The sequence below is a fragment of the Rhodococcus sp. NPDC060090 genome (genome assembly GCF_042729855.1).
In the GTDB taxonomy this organism is placed as follows: Bacteria; Actinomycetota; Actinomycetes; order Mycobacteriales; family Mycobacteriaceae; genus Rhodococcus.
On sequence record NZ_JBHWXB010000007.1, the window covers coordinates 18428 to 35148 of the forward strand.

A 16721-nucleotide genomic window follows, 5' to 3' on the forward strand; every position below is an offset into this window, starting at 1 on the left:
TCCTACTAGGAGTCGACGGATGGACATCGCGTGTGCGGCGATGGTCAGCGCCGGAACAGCGAACGCAAGGTGCGGCGTTCGGCGGTGGCCGGGGCGGTGGCCTGGCTGCAGGTACAGCGATCGGCGGCGGGCACGGAACGCATGACCGCGTCGACATGCTGTCCGCATCCACCCCATCCGGTTCTTCCGCAGTTCGAGCAGGTGACGGGGTAACACATGAGAGTTCTCCTCGATGAGAGTTGGATCCTGCACCAGTACAGGGGTCAGGAGCGGGAGGCCGCGCGTTGTTCGGCAATCCGGTTGTGGATCTCGGCCATGTCGAGGGCCTCGATCCAGGTGACCAGGTCCTCGAGAGCAGGTGCCGGCAACGCGCCGGGCTGTGAGTAGACGAGCACGCCTTCTCGGAAGGCCATGATCGTCGGAATCGAGCGGATGTTCGCCATGGCGGCGAGTTGCTGCTCGGTTTCGGTGTCGACCTTGGCATGCACGATCTCGGGGTGCGTCTGTGACGACTTCTCGAAGACCGGAGCGAAGGCACGGCACGGGCCGCACCACGGTGCCCAGAAGTCGACGAGCACGATGCCGTTGCCGTTGCCGTTGCCGTTGCCGTTGCCGTTGCCGACGATGGTTGATTCGAAGTCCGCCATCGTGAGGTTCTTCGTTGTCATGGGTTCCGTTCCTTCTTCGACGCCGGAATAATCAGGCGGGTACGTGGGATTCGGCCCACGCGTTGTAGCCGCCCAGCAGATCTGTAACGTTCTCGAAACCCTGAGCACGCAGCAGCGACGCCGCCACGCTCGAACGCCATCCACCCGCGCAGTGCACCACGATCGGCTTACCGGAAGGAACCTGGTCGAGTCGAGTACGCAACTGCGCCAACGGGATCGGAACCGCACCCGGAATGGTTCCGGATTCGAGTTCACCGGGATTGCGGATATCGACGAGGGTGACCGCATCGGCAGCAAGCAACCGGTCGAGCTCGTCGACCGTCGTCCGGGGTGCAGTCTCGATCAGATCGGCCAGTTCCGCGGGAAATACCCCATCGTGGTCGACATTCAGATAGCCTACGGCACCGTCGGATCCGATACGGGCCAGACGCATCGCGGCGTCCTGCTCCTCACCGCGATAGGTGATCAGCACGATCTTCTCACCGACCTCGGCGACCATGCCACCGGTCTCCGCGAAACGCCCGTCGAACCCGACGTTGACCGAACCACGCAGATGCCCGGCGGCGAAATCATCGACGCTGCGCGCATCGAGAACACGCGTGCCGACGACGAGTTCGGCCCTCACCTGCTCCGGAGTCAACTCCGGAATCATATGGTCCTGCATCAGGAGCGGATGGATCCGCTTGTTCATCGCTGCATCGACCGAGAAGTACGCCGGGGCAGCCGGCTGACCTTCGGTCACCAGGGCAACGAAGTCGTCCTCACTCATCGGCTGCACGGACGGGTTGGTGGCGCGCTGCTCCCCGATGGTGGAGGTGAGTTCGGTCGACAGGTTCTTCCCGCAGGACGAACCGGCACCGTGGGCGGGCATGACGACGACCTCGTCGGGCAGCGTCAGCAGCTTCGCGTGCACGGTGTGGAACATCGCACGCGCCAGATCACTGGTCGAGCCGTCCCCGAGGTTGACCAGGTCCGGGCGGCCGACATCGCCGATGAACAGCGAGTCGCCGGTGAGCACCGCTGCCGGGACGGCCTCGGAATGCTCGCGCACCAGCACCGAGATCGACTCCCAGGTATGTCCCGGCGTCGACAGGATCTCGAGTTCGACCTCACCGAGCGACAGCTTCTCCCCGTCGCGCAGGCGGCGGATGGGGTAGTCGGTCTCGGCAGCTTCGCCGAATCCGATCCAGGCGCCGGTGGCGTCGACCAGTTCGAGGTGGCCGGAGACGAAGTCGGCGTGGAAGTGGGTGTTGATGACGCCTTCGATGGTCAGTCCGTATTTTCTTGCGTCGTCGAGGTATTCGGTGATATCGCGACGGGGGTCGACGACGATCGCCCGGCCCGTGCTCTCGTCGCCGATGAGGTAGGACGCGTGGGAGAGGCACTCGATGTAGTACTGCTCGAGAATCATGGATTCCTCCGTAAAGGTCGTTTCGGTCTCGATGTAGACAAGGATGGCATATACCCCCTAGGGTATGTCAAGTACCCCCCTGGGTATCAACATCCGCATCGAAACTCGTCGTACCGTGCCGGTTGCACATACCCCTAGGGGTATGACTACGATAGTCGAGTAATACCCCCGGGGGCACCGTTGACAAACATCCCTCTCCAATTTCCCCGACCGAAAGGCCACCCATGACCGAGCCCGCTGCCAGTACTGTCGATTCGCACTCGTTGCGCGAGACGCTCGACTCCGGCAAGAACGTACGGATCGTCGACGTCCGGACTCCGGGCGAGTTCGAGTCGGTGCACATCCCCGGCGCCTACAACGTCCCCCTCGACCTGCTGCGCGAGCATCGCGACGAGTTCTGCGCCCATCTCGACGAGAACGTCGTGCTGGTGTGCCGCTCCGGCCAGCGTGCCGGCCAAGCCGAACAGACTCTGCGCGAAGCAGGATTGTTCAACCTTCACATCCTCGAGGGCGGCATGCTCGGCTGGGAATCGGCCGGGCTTCCCGTCAACCGCGGTGCCGATCGCTGGGATCTCGAACGCCAGGTCCGGCTCGTTGCCGGCTCGCTCGTACTGGGTTCGGTGCTCGGCAGCGTCGCCGTACCGAAGCTCAAGTGGCTCGCTGCCGGAATCGGCGGCGGATTGACCTTCGCGGCACTGTCGGATACCTGCGCGATGGGCATGCTGCTGTCCAAGCTGCCCTACAACCGCGGGGCAACGCGCGATCTCCAGAACGTCGTCACCCAGTTGGCCGGGGGCCCGTCCTGCCCGGCCGAAAGGAAAATGGCATGGTCGCGCTGACCGTATCTCTCGCGGTCCTGGTCGGTGTCGCTCTCGGGTTGCTCGGCGGCGGAGGCTCGATTCTCACCGTCCCCCTTCTGGCATACGTCGCAGGGATGGATGCCAAGGAAGCGATCGCCACGTCCCTGCTGGTCGTGGGTGTCACCAGCGCGGTCGGTGCGATCTCCCACGCGCGCGCCGGCCGCGTCCAGTGGCGTACCGGAATCCTGTTCGGGCTGGCCGGCATGGTCGGCGCGTACGGTGGCGGTCTGCTCTCGCGCTTCATCCCGGGCACCGTCCTGCTGCTCGCCTTCGCCGTGATGATGATCGCCACCGCGATCGCGATGCTGCGCGGCCGTAAGAACAAGGCTGTGGCCGAGGACGGCAACAAGGTCATGCCCGTGGGAAAGATCCTGCTCGACGGCGTGATCGTCGGCCTGGTCACCGGCCTGGTCGGCGCCGGCGGCGGCTTCCTCGTCGTGCCCGCCCTGGCGCTGCTGGGCGGGCTGCCGATGCCGGTCGCCGTCGGCACGTCGCTGATCGTGATCGCCATGAAGTCCTTCGCCGGGCTCGGCGGATACCTGTCCACCGTGCAGATCGATTGGCGTCTGGCAGCGATGGTCACCGGCGCCGCCGTGGTGGGCAGTCTGATCGGTGGCCGCCTGACCTCGCTGGTCGATCCGGACACCCTGCGCAAGAGCTTCGGGTGGTTCGTGCTGGTCATGTCCTCGGTCATCCTCGCGCAGGAGATCCACCCCGGTGTCGGGATCGCTGCGGCAGCACTCATCATGGTCGCCGCGGGCGTCACCTATGTCTGCAGCCGCAGAGAGCACTGCCCTCTCCAGCGGCTCGGGGGAGGCTCTCGCGCCTCCGTCGCGGCAGGCTGAGCCGAAGAGCGACAACCCCCGCCTACCTTCTGGTCCTTTGAGACAGACCTGAATCGAGGAGGTCACCATGCACGAAGTCGACATCGCCGCGCTTATCCGGGCCTGGGAGTCCGGAGCTCCGGTGCTGGACGTCCGCGAAGACTACGAGTACATCGAGGGCCATGTCTCCGGTGCCCGGTCCATCCCGCTTCCGGAACCGAGTGCCCGCGTGGGCGAGGTCCAGCCGGGAGACACCGTGTATGTGATCTGCGCGTCCGGCAATCGCAGCAAGCGCGGGGCCGAGATCCTCGAAGCCGCCGGACGCTCTGCGGTGTCCGTGGCAGGCGGAACCCGGGCATGGATCTCCGCGGGTCGGGAGGTTCGCCGTGGGCCCACTCCCTGAGAACGGCGGCCGAACTCCCCGCTCTACGGTCTGTGCACCGTCGCCGACGACGGTGCACAGACCGTAGAGTGGAACCCTGCCGGGCCCGCGCCCGGGCGGTGGGAGTGAACGGAAGCGGTGACACGGACTTGATGGGCCTGGGCGACCTGGAATCGGCGATCATGGATGTGCTGTGGCAGAGCGACGAATCCCTTCGCGTGCGCGATGTGCTGTCGCGGCTCGAGCCCGAACGGTCCCTGGCCTATACGACGGTGATGACGGTCCTCGACAATCTGCACACCAAGGACATGGTCAAGCGGAACCGGCTCGGCCGGGGTTACGGCTACCGGGCAACCCGCAGCCGCGAGGAGACCGCCGCGGAGCTTCTCCGTCAGGTGCTCCGAACCTCGGGCAACGCCGAGCAGGTCATGCTGCATTTCGCCAGTTCTGCGACCGAAGACGAATCCCGGATCCTGCGCCGAGCCGCGCGGCGGACCACGAACCGTACCCGTAGAAAACCGCTCTCGTGATCGTTGCCACAGCTCTGTTCGTGGCAGCGCTCGTGCTCGGCTTCGCAGCGCCACGGTGGCTTGCGCGTCTGACTGTCCCCGGTCGGGATCCACGTGGTGCGCTCACCGCATGGATATCGACGCAGGTGCTCTTCGTCGCCGCACTGGCCGGTGGACCACTGGCGGTGGCCACGAAGCCCGGCTTGCAGCTGGACCGGCTGCCCTTGCCCGTGGCGTGTGTACGAACGGCACGGGAGGACGGACTGTTACCGTGGCTGCCCTATCTTGAGACTGGACTGTGGGTCGTCGCCGGGGCAGTCCTGACACGGATACTCGTAGTGGTCTCGCGTTCTTACCGCAGGCATCGTCGCGAGACCGCCGCTCATCTCAACCTTGTCCGCATTCTCGGTGAGAGCCGGGCCGACGCCGACGGCGAAGTGATCTGGCTGCGGGATGCAGCCTGCGCCGCATACAGCATCGGTGGCCGCGACGGCACCGTCGTCGCCACCGAAGGGCTCAAGGCACTAGACCCGACCGCACGCCGAGCAGTACTCGACCACGAATACGCGCACATCCACGGACACCACCACATGCTCGTGGCGATCAGTCGTGCTTTGAGCAGCGCATTGCCTTTCGTTCCGTTGTGCCGGCAGGGCGGGCTGCGGATGCGGGTGCTTGTCGAATTGGCAGCGGATCGCCGGGCCGCGTATTCCTGTGGCCACGAGGCGGTTCGAGACTCGTTGCTCCAGTGCTCCCGGACCCACGAGGCGGCAGTCCGCGACGAAGCATCCGGCGGCTTTCTCGAAGCGCGGCTCCGGTGGCTGGCTCCCGCTCGTCGCTCCGGTCTCCCCCACTGCGTGCTCACCCGGCCTTTCGCGTTGGCTTATTCCGCTTTTCCCGCCTTGATCACTGGAGTTTCCGTCGTCGGGATCGTGACCGCGTCCTGCCTCACGGTGTGATCGCCACGCTCGGAGATTCACAGGAGTTGCCGCAGGGACGTTGGCGCCACCGGTAGAGAACCGCGCCGGCGAGAAGTGCCAGCGAGACGATGGCGAGGATCGGTTGTAGCGGGGCCCACCATCCGAGCGCTCCGGACGCGCCGATCGTGACGAGCACTAGTTTGTTGCAGATCGGACAGCCCACAGCGAACACGGTCAACATCACGCCGGCAGCGGGTGTTGCCGCCCGTGGCCCGTCGGAGCGAGAGTTCTGCACACCGAACCACAAGGCGGTCAGTACCACCGTCGCTCCCAGCACCGGATACTCCCACCACCGCACCGGAATCTCCCGGCCGAACCACGGGTTCGCGAGGATGTCGGTCGGTATGCCGACGAGCAGGACCGTGACCACCCCTGCTGCAGCGGCCCGGAACACCGCCGTGACCCGATCCGGAATCTGCTGTACTGCAGGATGATCGCGCGTGCGCCGATCTACGCGTGGGGTTGTCACATCTGATCCTTGTCGAAGGGAAGGGGCTCGATCTACTAAGCCAGATAGTAGCTCGAGCTACTATCTGGCTTAGTAGATCGGGGTGATCGCCCCACCCCGGGACGACCGACCGTGGAGGAACGCATGACCCCGACGAAGCAATCCGCCCGTTCACGCCGAGACCTGTGGCTACTCGGCGCTCTCGGCGTCGTCGTGGCGGTGCTGTTCGCGTTTCTCGTCGTCGACCGCACTGGCGCAGACGAGACAGTCAAACCTGCATCGACTCCACAGATCGGGCCGGTCGGAGACATGTCCCGACGCATCGACGGTGACCCGTTGGCGATCGGCTCCGTGGACGCTCCCGTAGTGATGGTCGCGTACTCCGACTACCGCTGCCCGTTCTGCGCCAAGTTCAGCCGGGACACCGAACCGGCCTTGATCGACAAGTACGTCGACGAGGGCATTCTGCGCATCGAATGGCGCGACCTTCCGATCTTCGGCGAGCAGTCGATGGCTGCGGCCCGCGCCGGCCGCGCCGCTGCCGCACAAGGGAGGTTCTGGGAGTACGCGACGGCCCTGTATGCAGCCTCTCCCGATCGCGGACATCCCGACCTGACCGCGGAGGCACTGCGCGGTTTCGCGGCGACGGCCGGAGTTCCCGACCTGGGTCGGTTCGACCAGCAGGCCGCCGGCCCGTCCGTGGACCAGGACATCTACGCCGACATGCTCGAGGCGAACACTATTGGCGTATCGAGCACGCCGTCGTTCGTGATCAACGGCACCCCGGTCCTTGGCGCACAACCGATCGGGGTCTTCGAACAGGTCATCGAGGCAGCAGCCGGGTCGGAAGAGTGACCGAGATCGGTCTGCTCGGAGCCCTGCTCGGCGGCGTTCTCTCCCTCCTCAGTCCATGTTCGGCCCTTCTGCTGCCCTCGTTCTTTGCGTATGCCTTCGACGGCATGGGACGCCTGGCGACACGCACCGCACTCTTCTTTGCCGGATTGGCCGCGGTGCTCACGCCCCTGGGAGCCGGACTGGGATTGATCGGTGCGCTCCTGACTCAGCATCGCGCCTGGATCACCCTGGTCAGCGGCATCGTGCTCATCGGCCTCGGCATCATGACCGTTGTCGGCGGAGGTTTCGCGTCGAAATCGGCGCAGCGAGCAGCGAACTCGCTTACCGGCTCCGGCGCCCTGTCGGTGTTCGTGCTCGGAGCCGTGTACGGATTCGCGGGATTCTGCTCCGGCCCCCTGCTCGGGAGCGTGCTGACCATTGCGGTCGCCGGCGGTCACCCACTCCACGGTGCGACGCTGATGGCCGTTTACGCCCTCGGCATGGCACTGCCGTTGTTCGCACTCGCCGTCGTGTGGAAACGGTTCGATCTGCACAAGCGCACCTGGCTGCGAGGACGTCCCGTTGTGCTGGGCCCATTGCGAACTCATACCACCTCGCTGATCTCGGGGCTGCTGTTCGTCGGCATCGGCGTGCTGTTCCTCGTCACCGACGGGACAGCAAATCTGACCAGCCTGATGGGCGTCGACGAGCAGTTCGACCTGCAGGTCGAACTCGGACGATGGGTCGCAGACATGCCTGGTCCCGGGATACTCCTGATCGCCGCGCTCGGCGCGTTCGCTGCTGTCGCAGTCCGCGTGGTTCGGCAACGACGGTAGAGCCGAGATCGGTTCCGTGCCGGTGCGCGAACGACATCGACACTGGGTCGACCGTGCCCGTCCGGGGTACAACTGCCAGAGCATCCCGACGGAAAGGATCGAAATGACGTTTGCGCTCACGCTCGGCTTCGGCGCCGTCATCGGCGTGCTGCTCATCCTGCTCGGTGGAGGGAGATCGAACCCTGCGGTCCCGGCGCGAGTCTTCTGCCTGATCCTGCTCATGGACAGGCCATCTCGATCCCACTGACCGTCGTCGGCGTGGCATCAGCAGTGGGGCGCTGCAGAAAGTGCGCGTCCACCAGGTCGAGTGAGGTCTGGCAGGCATCTTTGCCGCCACCGGCATTCCGGGCCACCTTTGCGGGCAGTGCCGTGGGGTTGCTTCCGGACCGTGCACTGCCGACCGGCCTCGCGGGCCTGATCTCGCGCCTGAGAGGCACGAGCATCGACTGGGCGATCACCGCCGCCTTCGACGGCTCCGTCAGCAGCGCACAGCACGAACTGCGGCCGTCTCGACGGGGTCCCCCGGAGGGAGAGGTCTGGGAGCACTACACATCCGGCTACCGCTCGTCGATCGCCGCATCGATGATCGATGCGGCCGAACGCATCGTCGCTCCCGTCAACAACGAATTCGACTGCGCCCGCGAACTCGGCCTCATCGGCGGAGCCGAAGCCTGCCGGCCGACAGGCTTTGCGTCCGCACGTGTGGGTGCCACACACATCGTCGGCCGAGGCAGGTCCGGTCGCACAATTCACACCCAGGAAAGATACCCCCGGGGGTACACTGGTCGACACAACCAGGAAAGGACGTGCCATGGTCGGCGACGAAGACAGCATCGCTTCGGTACTCAACCGGCTGCGCCGCGCACAGGGGCAGCTCGGCGGAGTGATCACGATGATCGAACAGGGCCGCGATTGCAAAGATGTCGTGACCCAGCTCGCCGCAGTCTCGCGTGCCCTGGACCGCGCCGGATTCAAGATTATAGCGAGCGGTCTACGGGAATGCCTCACCGGAACGGCCCAGGACGGCAAGGAACAAATGGCCGAGAGCGAGCTCGAGAAGCTCTTCCTCGCTCTCGCTTGACCCCCACCCCCTCCGCAGAGAAAGCAGGACACTCATGACACTCGCACTCTCGACCACCCTGCGCACTTCGTTCGCCGACGCAATCGAGCGCACCCGCAAAGCACTGTCGGAACAGGGATTCGGCGTTCTAACCGAGATCGACATGAAGGCCACCCTGAAAGCGAAGCTCGGCGAGGACATGGAGGACTACGTCATCCTCGGCGCCTGCAATCCGCCACTGGCACATCGCGCGGTGACCGTGGACCGGCAGATCGGACTCCTGCTCCCCTGCAACGTCGTGGTCCGCACCGATCCCGAGTCCCCCGGAACGGTGGTGGTCGACGCGATGAACCCGCAGATGATGGTTCAGGTCGCCGATCGGCCGGGACTCGCGGAGGTCGCCGACGACGCAACCACCGCGTTGCAGGCCGCCATCGACTCCCTGAAAGCAGATACAGCACAGAACTGATGCCCTCGACACTTCGGTGGGACGATCCATGGTGCCGGTTTGTGCACCAGACGCAGCAGGTCGACCCGGTTCGTGAACCGTCGCGACCACGCCCGTTCACGGCATGATCCGCGGCGCGGACCGTCCTGGCCGGATCACCATCCTGGCGAACAAATCCTGGCCCCGAACCAACGGTTCGAGTCGGGACACAAGGCGGGCGCGGCGGCGGAAGGTGAGGCGCCCACCACGCCGATCGACTGTCCCACCCGACGGCGATCGTGATCGCGCAGACTGCAGCCGAGTACGGGAGCTGCGCCGCCTCCCGTCGTGACCGACGCGCTGATGTTGACCCGCGACAACATCGCCGACGTCATCGACGCCAAGGCGATGATGTGCGTGCACGGCGATGCCGGGGTGGGAAAGACGTTCTCGGTCAACGCCTCACTGCGCGAACTCGCTGCGGACACGGTATGCCGGGTGCAGTTCCGGGCGCGGCCCCTTCGATGCGCTCGGTGTCGCCGGGGTACCGCCACTGCGGCCCATCGAGTTCGACCAGACACTTAAAAGCGTGCTGGCCGAACGGTTCCGGGTGCTGGTCTGCGATGAGGCGCAGTGGATGTCGCGGGAGTGTTTCGAGTACTGGCGGCATCTGTGGGACGACCGGCGCACCGACATCGCGATCGTATTCGTCGGTGGCGGGGACTGCTACCACGTGCTCTCCCGGGAGCCGATGCTTCTCTGGGGGAAACCCGGAAGGAATGTCGGATCTGAAGACGTTTGTGCAGCTCAGAGGCTCTCGGGCAAACTGTAACAGATCACGACAGGTGTGGTGCACGAACTGGTGTGTGCGGTGTCGGTGTGGCATCACTGGCGGGTGCCCGAGAGCGGCCGGGAAGGCCCGGGCTGCAGGATGCCCGCAGCGCCGGGAATCCAGCGGACCCGATGACCATCGGGGAGAATCCTTGTTGCACGTCGACCTTCGCCGACCACGTGGTGCGACGCGGATGTCCGACTTCTGCTGGGACCCGCGCGGGAACACCCACCAGCTTCCTTGTCAGTGCGGTTTGTTCATTCTGGCGATCAGTTCCCGGTTCGTGGCCCGGGCTGCGTCGAGCTCCTGATCGCGTTCTTCCAGCTGAGCGCGCAGCTCGACGATCTGCTGTTCCAGGGCCACGATCTGCCGCTGCACCTGGTCGACCGCGACCGGGGGTCCGAGTCCGGACTCACGCCAGGCGTCGTGGCCCAGCAGCTCGGACAGTCGTTTCTCGAGCTGCTTGTTGCGTCCGGCCAGGCGCGCGATGCGGGCCTGGGCGTTGGCCACGTCGGCCCGCAGCGACGCCATCGTCACCGACGCCGCGGTCCCGTCGGGCGGCGGCGGGCTGGTTTGGGCGGTGTGGATCTGGGCGAGCAGGTCCGGATGCCGATAGAGAAAGCTGCGGTCGACCCCTGCGGCGCGAGCGATCGCTGAGACGCTGATCTCGCGGCCGTCCTCGTGAGCGGTGTTCAGTGCCTCGGTCACTCGCTTCCGTCGTCGTGCGGAGTCGGCTTTCCGGCCTTGGATCATGGTGTTGGTCATGCTCAGTCAGTCCTGTCCGGGCGAACATCGGGAAGAGACTGTCGGACCCGCGGTAACCCGAGCCCGACGACGGTGTTGCGGGCGCGGCGCACAACACTGACAGCTTCGGTGATCTGGGCGCGGTCCTCGGCGGACAGCTCATCGACATCGTCCTTGATGCCGGAGAGCAGGCGACGGATGCGGGTGATTTCCTCGTCCGACGGCATGGCCTCGGCCTTGGCCCAGTCATCGGCGGCGAACGCGGCGTGCAGCCGTTCCCGGCTGCGCAGCAGATCGGCCAGATATGCCTCCAGGTCCGGCAGGTAGGACACGTCCGTGGAGAAATGCGCGCAACCGACGCAACGGAACCGGACCGGGCACTCGCCGCCGCCGGCGGTGACGTTGCCGGGTTCGCTGCAGGTGCCGTAGGGAACGGCGACCTCGCCGACGGCGCGGCGCAGGTGCTCGGAGTCCAGTAGTGCCCTGGCGTCGCGCCAGAGGCGGTTGCCGTGCCGGTCGAACTGCATCGTGGTGACTCGGTCGACGGCATCCCTGCGGCGTTTGTCCCCGACGCGGTAATAGCCCTGAGTGGTGGTCATCTGGCGATGGGACATCAGTTCCATCAGGACATCGACTGCGACGCCGGCGTCAGCGTGACGCTGGGCGAAAGAATGCCGGTACACATAGGGAAAGATCTTCTTCTTGTCGAACGGCAGCATCCTGTTGGTCGGCTTGCCCTCGACGTGGTCGGTGCTGGGTACCAGGATGTCCGGGAGAGCATCGACCCATTCGCGATGCCGGGTGGAGATGGTGTCGCCGGTCAGCGGTTTCCCGCCGTGCGGGTTCTTGATCGGTGAGGGCAGCAGCTTCAGCCGATCCATCGGCTCGGTCGGGTAGCGATGCCGGACTCGTTGCTGCTGGCCTTCGATCAACTCGGCCGTGGTTTCGTGGATGGGAAGGCGGCGTCCCAGGCGGTGGGATTTGACGTTGTCATAGACGAGGACCGGTCTTCCTTGCTCGTCTCGTTCGAGACAATCGAGTGCGAGCCGGCAGATTTCGTCGGGCCGGCGCCCCGTGTCGATCAACAACTCGACGCCGACCCGGGTTTCTCGGTTGGCCATCGCCTCGAGCAGGTCCAAGTGTTGGCAGAGGTGTCGCATGACCTCGACCGGCAGATCCTTGCCGGCCTCGGTGTCCTCGGGGTCATCGGGAAAGTCGTGGACGGTGACCGCGAAGTCGTCGGGAAGCCTGTGCAGTGGTTGATCGGGGCGGGTCAAGCCGAGTGTGCGCATCCGCTCCAGGATTCGGCGCAGATTCCGCACCGTGTTCAGTCGCTGGTAAGCGCTGATGGTCCCCTCCCTCTGCAAGAACGCCAGCCGGTTCAGACAGTCCGTGATGTCGGTTCGGCTCAGGACCGATGGATCGGCACCGTGGTCCTGGCGTTGCAGGTGCAAGCTCTCCGACAACTGCACCAGGCTGTTGATCTTGGCCTGGCAGGTGCCCGCGACACCGGATCCGCGGCGACGCGGCAGATCGTCGAGGGCCCAGGCTTTCGCCGCCTCGCGAAGCCATCGTTGCGCGAGACCTGTGAAGCGCACTGTTCCCCCTGAGCAACCGAAAATGACTGCGTCCCACTCGTTTTTGAGTCTTTCTGTGTGCGGGTGACTGCGGTGACGATGCAAGGCCAGCAGCGTTGCTCGGAGCACCTTTGCTGCGCCCTCCCCTACCGCCGTCGGGTCCAGTTCTTCGAGACTTCCGCATTCCAGCCGTCGCGCGGCATCGCCGATGCTGCGGAGCGTGGAGGCAGTGGTCTTCGCGCCCTGGGCGATCCGGTGCTGCAGGCCGAACAGCAACTCGGCGATCATTCGATCGGGCAGGCCGCGCACACTGATCTCGCCATCGGCGGCGATCCCGCCCTGGGTCCGACGCCAGTGCTGCTCGTCCCATTCGCCGGTGCGGATCTTGCCCTGCTTCCGCAGTGCGCGTATGCGCTGCATGTGCAGGTGGCAATACGGGCCTGTGCCGGTCCTGTCCCGCGTGCACGCTGCAACCTCACAGGGGCCGAACGACGGCAGTCCGACGACCTGGGGATGGTGCAGAAACTCCGCCAACGGCAGCTGGAGGACGAATCGTTGCTGATAGTGGTGCGTGTCGCAGACTGCGGCTGTCGCGGTCTTCCACGGACGCCGGCAGCCGGCAACAGAACACGGCTGCACCCGCAGTCGACGAACCTGCGCTCGTTCGACGGCACTGAACCCCTCGGGTGGTGGTTGGCCTGCCGCCATCCAGCGCTGGTGACACATGCTGCAGAAACCATGGCGGCTCATACCCCTCTGATCGCAGTTCACTACTGCGCAACCCCGCCAGCCCAGAACCGGGTGGTGTTGCGGAAATCTGAGCACTCGGCGTTCGTCGGACCAGTTCACCAGCTCGAGTAGCTCCGGCGAGAGCGCAGCCCACAACTCTGCGGTGATCTCATCGGTGTCGTCGCGGACCGCAGCGGCAGCGATCACGTTGCGCGCGGTCACCGGAGTCCCTCGAGCAGTCCCCGGGCAGACGGCACCCGCTCGACCGCGGCGCGTAATCGGTCCGACGAGGGATGCAGGTACGGTTGGGCGGATGTGGGGCTCGCGTGCCCCAACAGCATCTGGATCTCATCGAGCATCGCCCCGGAATCGGCGAGGTTGCTGGCGAAGCCATGCCGCCCTTGATGCGGCGAAATCGACCGAGGCAACCCTGCTCGCCGGCTGAGTGCCTCGAACAGTTCGTTCAGCGCATCCGGTGGCATGGGTGCGCCCAGGGGCTCGCGGAACAAGTTGACCAGAAGAAAGTCGCAGTCTGCGGCCGCGGACAGTGCGTCGCGTTCGATCAGGTAGAGGTCGATCGCCCGGACGGTGAGGAAGTCCAGCGGAACCGCCCGGTTGTGGCGCGATTTCGCCCAGGCGCCGTTGGGGTTGTCTCGGCGGATCACGTGCAGGTGCGCGCCCTGGAGCCGGCAGTCGTGGACTGTGTTGTCCGGCAGCAGGTGCAGATCGCTGCGGCGCAGGCCAACGGCTTCACCGCGGCGCAGACCGGCGCGCGACAGCATCAGCACGATCAGCCGGTCCCTGGCTGAGTGGCAGACCCGGAACAACGCGACGATCTCGGCGTCGCTGGCGCGGTCCACCCTGGTCTCGGGCTCATGCAGGCTGTGGCGAGCGCGCAGCCGATACCGCAGCCGACTCGCCTCGCCCTGAGCCACCGTCGGCAGGTCTCGGGTGTCACCGATCTCGAAGAGCTGATCCATCACTTCGCCCGGTGCCTCCCTGGCCGTCACCGCGAACACCAAAAAGCCGCGTGTCGCCACGAGAATCTTGTTGATCCGCGACTCCGTGCGGACCGGTGCGGCCCCGGGCCCCATCACCACCCACCCACCACCGCGGGCCGGAGTGTATTTCAGCCACACCATGAACAAGCCGAACTCCTGTGCTGCAGTGCGCCATTCCCGATTCGTGCTCGCGCACCAGCGCAGGTAGAGCGACACACTCTCGGCGTAGGCCTTCGTTGTCGACTCGGCCCGATCCCGCCCGAACCGCAGCTCTCTCAAGTACCGGTCGGCAACCGGCTCCACCTCATAGTTCTCATCGATCACCGTCCAGTACCGGCCACCCGACGGCATCCTCACCAAAAATGCTCGCACCACCACTCCGTTCTCCGTTCTCGATCGTTACGGAGCCACAGAGCTACACGCCCCAGAGAACCGACGCAAAACCCCTCCGGAGTGTCAGCGACACGACATCACGCCACGGGTCCAGTTCCCCCAGAGAACGATGCTCTCGAGCCGGGTGTACGTGTGGCAGGAATTCCGTCGGATGACCCCGGAACAGATACTCCGGGTGATTCCGGCGTTCCACCCGGTGTGGGAGCACATCGATCCGGACGTCCTCTCCTTCGCCGATGCGCACGCCGGGCACGGCAACTTCCGGTCCTGGGCCAAGCTCACCGCGCACACCGTCCGTGCACTGCAGCGCCTCGACCGCGACTGTGTCGACCGCGAGGTGCTCGGCTCGGTGTTCGCGAAGATGGCCGGCCGCAGCGGGTGACGCGACGTCCCCGCCCACTGGTGCCCACGCCGCCGCTCTCACCCCGGTCACCGTGCTGCTCGACCGGGACGACGACGCACACCTGACCCACACCCTGCTGCGGGCCCACGACCCTGCGTCCGCGGTGGTGACCCTGCACCCCACCCCCGGGATGTCGACCGCGGTCATGCTGGCCCACGACCTGCTGCTCGCGCTGGGGCACTCGCTCGACCGAGCGGGGGCAGCAGGAGCGACCGGCCCGGACTCGGCGTGGCGGGCGGTGACCGCATGGGTCCACGGCGACGGCATCCGGCACCTGATCGTGCTGCGCGCCCACCGACTGTCGACCGCTCAGCACACCCGGCTGCTTCGGCTACGCCACGACCGGGCTGCACCTCGTGCTCGTCTGGCACTGCCGCGACCCGCTCACCTCCCGCCTCGAGATGCCGGCCGGGGTGCGCCACCACATCACCGACGACCTGACCGCCGTCACAGACCGTCTCGCTCCCCCGCGACGCGACACCCGCCCGCCGACGGACACGACGGAACTGCCCGCAGTGCCCGACAGCGACTGCGCTACTTTCCTCCTCGACGCGGCCGCCGTACTCTCGCGCGCCGACTACACCCGCGTCGCCGCCATCTACCATCACGCTGCCGAGACGACCGGCAGGCGGTTGACCACCTGCGGCCGGTCCCCCGATCTGGCGCAGCGGATGCTCGCCTACCTGCCCGCGCAGCGCTCCCACCTACGCACCCTCTACGGCACGATCCCGCACGGTCGGGCCCGCCGTTGGCATGCCACCGTCGGCCTCTGCCGACTCCTCGGTGATCTCGTGGCCGACAGTCCCGGCCGCACCCACACCCTCATCCGGCTCCGCGGTGCCCGGGCTGCGTTCGAACGGCACGGTCTGACGCTGACGTTGCCGCCGAACCTGAACCACATGGTCGGGGTGGGCCTGAGCACCACCCCGATCACTGAGCAGGTCATCGCCCGGATCCGGGCCCACGTCGCGAACCCGGCGCACGCCGCCGCGCTGGCCACCGTGTTGTTCACCGGCGCCGCCTATCGGGAGCTGACGTTTCTTCAGCGGTGCGCCGTCACCGGGGACACGATCATCTTCACCGGTACCCGCGGTGCCGGTCACCCGGCCGACCTGGGTGTGTGGGTGATCCCACCACCGGCGAGACCGTTGCTGCACGCCGCCGTCGTCTTCCAAGAAACACGCACCGGACCCGCTGATCGGTTGTTCGCCGAGGCGATCGGCAGGGACGGCGGACTGCACCGCACCGCCCGCATGTGCGGGCTGATGCTGCCGGCCCTGCACCCGTGGCGCGACGGCTGGCTCCACAGCACCGCCGTCCTCAACCTTCCCGGGATGTTCCCCGACGCCGTGTGCTGATCCCGCCCGTCCAGCCTGGTCGGACCGGGCCCCTACCAACATCGAGTGGAAGCCCACTACCACGGAGGGAAACCCCAGCTCACCGCACTGACATCCCCGGGACGGACTCTCTCCGCGGCCACTGACATTCTCGTGACGAGAGCCACTGACATGCACTGACGAAACCGCAGGTCGCACCACTGAAATTTTCGTGCAGAGTCTCAGGGAAGTCTCACGTCGCCCTTCGAGTGGCATAGAAACCAAGAAATAGGATAAATCGGGCGCTTTTTCGTGACCTGGGGGTTTGTCACTCCTGGTATGCGCGGCGTGACCGACGAAAATTGTCATTATCGCACCGTCTCCCCCAAACCTCCTGGTGAGGACGTTTTCCTCGCGCAGAGGTGTCGGAGCAGACCGGTAGCCTCCGGTCTCGTGCACAGCGACCAGCCGAATCCCCCACCGCAGA

General features: G+C 66.0%; 20 protein-coding genes. 14 read left to right on the forward strand and 6 right to left on the reverse strand.

Annotated elements, in window-relative coordinates; all coding sequences use genetic code 11:
* Positions 1 to 263: 263 nt before the first annotated feature.
* Both ACFWCF_RS11170 and ACFWCF_RS11175 read right to left on the reverse strand, forming a co-directional pair.
* Positions 264 to 668 (reverse strand): thioredoxin family protein, encoded by a 405-nt coding sequence (locus ACFWCF_RS11170; RefSeq protein ID WP_378560931.1) that lies wholly within the window; start codon positions 666 to 668, stop codon positions 264 to 266.
* A gap of 31 nt (positions 669 to 699) precedes the next feature.
* On the reverse strand, positions 700 to 2079 hold the full coding sequence (locus tag ACFWCF_RS11175) for a rhodanese-like domain-containing protein (RefSeq protein WP_378560934.1): 1380 nt from the start codon (positions 2077 to 2079) through the stop codon (positions 700 to 702).
* 224 nt (positions 2080 to 2303) lie between these two features.
* On the opposite strand from ACFWCF_RS11175, the gene ACFWCF_RS11180 reads away from it, so the two are divergent.
* From ACFWCF_RS11180 to ACFWCF_RS11200, 5 genes are all read left to right on the forward strand, one after another.
* Complete coding sequence (locus tag ACFWCF_RS11180) at positions 2304 to 2918, forward strand: rhodanese-like domain-containing protein (RefSeq protein WP_378560937.1); 615 nt, start codon at positions 2304 to 2306, stop codon at positions 2916 to 2918.
* On the forward strand, positions 2906 to 3784 hold the full coding sequence (locus ACFWCF_RS11185; RefSeq protein WP_378560940.1) for a sulfite exporter TauE/SafE family protein: 879 nt from the start codon (positions 2906 to 2908) through the stop codon (positions 3782 to 3784). Before ACFWCF_RS11180 ends, ACFWCF_RS11185 begins: the two co-directional genes overlap by 13 nt.
* Before the next feature lie 67 nt (positions 3785 to 3851).
* Positions 3852 to 4166: a rhodanese-like domain-containing protein gene (locus tag ACFWCF_RS11190; RefSeq protein WP_378560943.1), complete on the forward strand. Its 315-nt coding sequence runs from the start codon at positions 3852 to 3854 to the stop codon at positions 4164 to 4166.
* A gap of 131 nt (positions 4167 to 4297) precedes the next feature.
* Positions 4298 to 4675, forward strand: a complete 378-nt coding sequence (locus ACFWCF_RS11195) for a BlaI/MecI/CopY family transcriptional regulator (protein WP_378561461.1) — start codon at positions 4298 to 4300, stop codon at positions 4673 to 4675.
* A complete protein-coding gene (locus tag ACFWCF_RS11200) occupies positions 4672 to 5613 on the forward strand; it encodes a M56 family metallopeptidase (protein WP_378488903.1) in 942 nt (313 codons plus the stop codon). Before ACFWCF_RS11195 ends, ACFWCF_RS11200 begins: the two co-directional genes overlap by 4 nt.
* On the opposite strand, the gene ACFWCF_RS11205 is transcribed toward ACFWCF_RS11200, so the two are convergent.
* The gene (locus ACFWCF_RS11205; RefSeq protein WP_378488904.1) at positions 5603 to 6103 is read right to left on the reverse strand and encodes a hypothetical protein; all 501 of its coding nucleotides are present in this window, start codon (positions 6101 to 6103) and stop codon (positions 5603 to 5605) included. The genes ACFWCF_RS11200 and ACFWCF_RS11205 overlap by 11 nt on opposite strands.
* Positions 6104 to 6226: 123 nt before the next feature.
* On the opposite strand from ACFWCF_RS11205, the gene ACFWCF_RS11210 reads away from it, so the two are divergent.
* From ACFWCF_RS11210 to ACFWCF_RS11240, 7 genes are all read left to right on the forward strand, one after another.
* Positions 6227 to 6937: a DsbA family protein gene (locus ACFWCF_RS11210; protein ID WP_378560946.1), complete on the forward strand. Its 711-nt coding sequence runs from the start codon at positions 6227 to 6229 to the stop codon at positions 6935 to 6937.
* A complete protein-coding gene (locus ACFWCF_RS11215) occupies positions 6934 to 7752 on the forward strand; it encodes a cytochrome c biogenesis CcdA family protein (RefSeq protein ID WP_378488906.1) in 819 nt (272 codons plus the stop codon). Before ACFWCF_RS11210 ends, ACFWCF_RS11215 begins: the two co-directional genes overlap by 4 nt.
* Positions 7753 to 7855: 103 nt before the next feature.
* A complete protein-coding gene (locus ACFWCF_RS11220) occupies positions 7856 to 7999 on the forward strand; it encodes a hypothetical protein (protein WP_378488907.1) in 144 nt (47 codons plus the stop codon).
* 564 nt (positions 8000 to 8563) lie between these two features.
* Positions 8564 to 8833 (forward strand): metal-sensitive transcriptional regulator, encoded by a 270-nt coding sequence (locus tag ACFWCF_RS11225; RefSeq protein ID WP_378488908.1) that lies wholly within the window; start codon positions 8564 to 8566, stop codon positions 8831 to 8833.
* A gap of 34 nt (positions 8834 to 8867) precedes the next feature.
* Positions 8868 to 9281, forward strand: a complete 414-nt coding sequence (locus tag ACFWCF_RS11230) for a DUF302 domain-containing protein (protein ID WP_378488909.1) — start codon at positions 8868 to 8870, stop codon at positions 9279 to 9281.
* A gap of 306 nt (positions 9282 to 9587) precedes the next feature.
* Positions 9588 to 9824 carry a hypothetical protein gene (locus ACFWCF_RS11235; protein ID WP_378489131.1) on the forward strand — a complete coding sequence of 79 codons (237 nt, stop codon included), beginning with the start codon at positions 9588 to 9590 and terminating at the stop codon, positions 9822 to 9824.
* Positions 9802 to 10071, forward strand: coding sequence for an ATP-binding protein (locus tag ACFWCF_RS11240; RefSeq protein ID WP_378489115.1), 270 nt, complete (start codon positions 9802 to 9804; stop codon positions 10069 to 10071). The genes ACFWCF_RS11235 and ACFWCF_RS11240 overlap by 23 nt, the downstream gene beginning before the upstream one ends.
* A gap of 243 nt (positions 10072 to 10314) precedes the next feature.
* On the opposite strand, the gene ACFWCF_RS11245 is transcribed toward ACFWCF_RS11240, so the two are convergent.
* The 3 genes from ACFWCF_RS11245 to ACFWCF_RS11255 are packed head-to-tail and all read right to left on the reverse strand — an operon-like array spanning position 10315 to position 14263.
* The gene (locus tag ACFWCF_RS11245) at positions 10315 to 10836 is read right to left on the reverse strand and encodes a DUF6262 family protein (RefSeq protein WP_378488910.1); all 522 of its coding nucleotides are present in this window, start codon (positions 10834 to 10836) and stop codon (positions 10315 to 10317) included.
* A 2-nt stretch (positions 10837 to 10838) separates the two neighbouring features.
* A complete protein-coding gene (locus ACFWCF_RS11250) occupies positions 10839 to 13343 on the reverse strand; it encodes a tyrosine-type recombinase/integrase (RefSeq protein ID WP_378560949.1) in 2505 nt (834 codons plus the stop codon).
* The gene (locus tag ACFWCF_RS11255; RefSeq protein ID WP_378561464.1) at positions 13340 to 14263 is read right to left on the reverse strand and encodes a tyrosine-type recombinase/integrase; all 924 of its coding nucleotides are present in this window, start codon (positions 14261 to 14263) and stop codon (positions 13340 to 13342) included. Before ACFWCF_RS11255 ends, ACFWCF_RS11250 begins: the two co-directional genes overlap by 4 nt.
* 403 nt (positions 14264 to 14666) lie before the next feature.
* Here ACFWCF_RS11255 and ACFWCF_RS11260 point away from each other — a divergent pair, with 403 nt between their 5' ends.
* Complete coding sequence (locus tag ACFWCF_RS11260; protein WP_378488913.1) at positions 14667 to 14897, forward strand: hypothetical protein; 231 nt, start codon at positions 14667 to 14669, stop codon at positions 14895 to 14897.
* Positions 14898 to 15274: 377 nt separating this feature from the next.
* Positions 15275 to 16276 (forward strand): hypothetical protein, encoded by a 1002-nt coding sequence (locus ACFWCF_RS11265; RefSeq protein ID WP_378560952.1) that lies wholly within the window; start codon positions 15275 to 15277, stop codon positions 16274 to 16276.
* Positions 16277 to 16721 lie beyond the last annotated feature (445 nt).

Excerpts from the sequence above, each read along its gene's own strand:
- ACFWCF_RS11260 (WP_378488913.1), top strand. The coding sequence starts at position 14,667 with ATGACCCCGGAACAGATACTCCGGGTGATTCCGGCGTTCCACCCGGTG.
- ACFWCF_RS11195 (WP_378561461.1), top strand. The coding sequence starts at position 4,298 with ATGGGCCTGGGCGACCTGGAATCGGCGATCATGGATGTGCTGTGGCAG.
- ACFWCF_RS11170 (WP_378560931.1), bottom strand. The coding sequence starts at position 668 with ATGACAACGAAGAACCTCACGATGGCGGACTTCGAATCAACCATCGTC.
- ACFWCF_RS11180 (WP_378560937.1), top strand. The coding sequence starts at position 2,304 with ATGACCGAGCCCGCTGCCAGTACTGTCGATTCGCACTCGTTGCGCGAG.
- ACFWCF_RS11230 (WP_378488909.1), top strand. The coding sequence starts at position 8,868 with ATGACACTCGCACTCTCGACCACCCTGCGCACTTCGTTCGCCGACGCA.
- ACFWCF_RS11225 (WP_378488908.1), top strand. The coding sequence starts at position 8,564 with ATGGTCGGCGACGAAGACAGCATCGCTTCGGTACTCAACCGGCTGCGC.
- ACFWCF_RS11210 (WP_378560946.1), top strand. The coding sequence starts at position 6,227 with ATGACCCCGACGAAGCAATCCGCCCGTTCACGCCGAGACCTGTGGCTA.
- ACFWCF_RS11255 (WP_378561464.1), bottom strand. The coding sequence starts at position 14,263 with ATGGTGTGGCTGAAATACACTCCGGCCCGCGGTGGTGGGTGGGTGGTG.
- ACFWCF_RS11220 (WP_378488907.1), top strand. The coding sequence starts at position 7,856 with ATGACGTTTGCGCTCACGCTCGGCTTCGGCGCCGTCATCGGCGTGCTG.
- ACFWCF_RS11190 (WP_378560943.1), top strand. The coding sequence starts at position 3,852 with ATGCACGAAGTCGACATCGCCGCGCTTATCCGGGCCTGGGAGTCCGGA.
- ACFWCF_RS11185 (WP_378560940.1), top strand. The coding sequence starts at position 2,906 with ATGGTCGCGCTGACCGTATCTCTCGCGGTCCTGGTCGGTGTCGCTCTC.
- ACFWCF_RS11245 (WP_378488910.1), bottom strand. The coding sequence starts at position 10,836 with ATGACCAACACCATGATCCAAGGCCGGAAAGCCGACTCCGCACGACGA.
- ACFWCF_RS11175 (WP_378560934.1), bottom strand. The coding sequence starts at position 2,079 with ATGATTCTCGAGCAGTACTACATCGAGTGCCTCTCCCACGCGTCCTAC.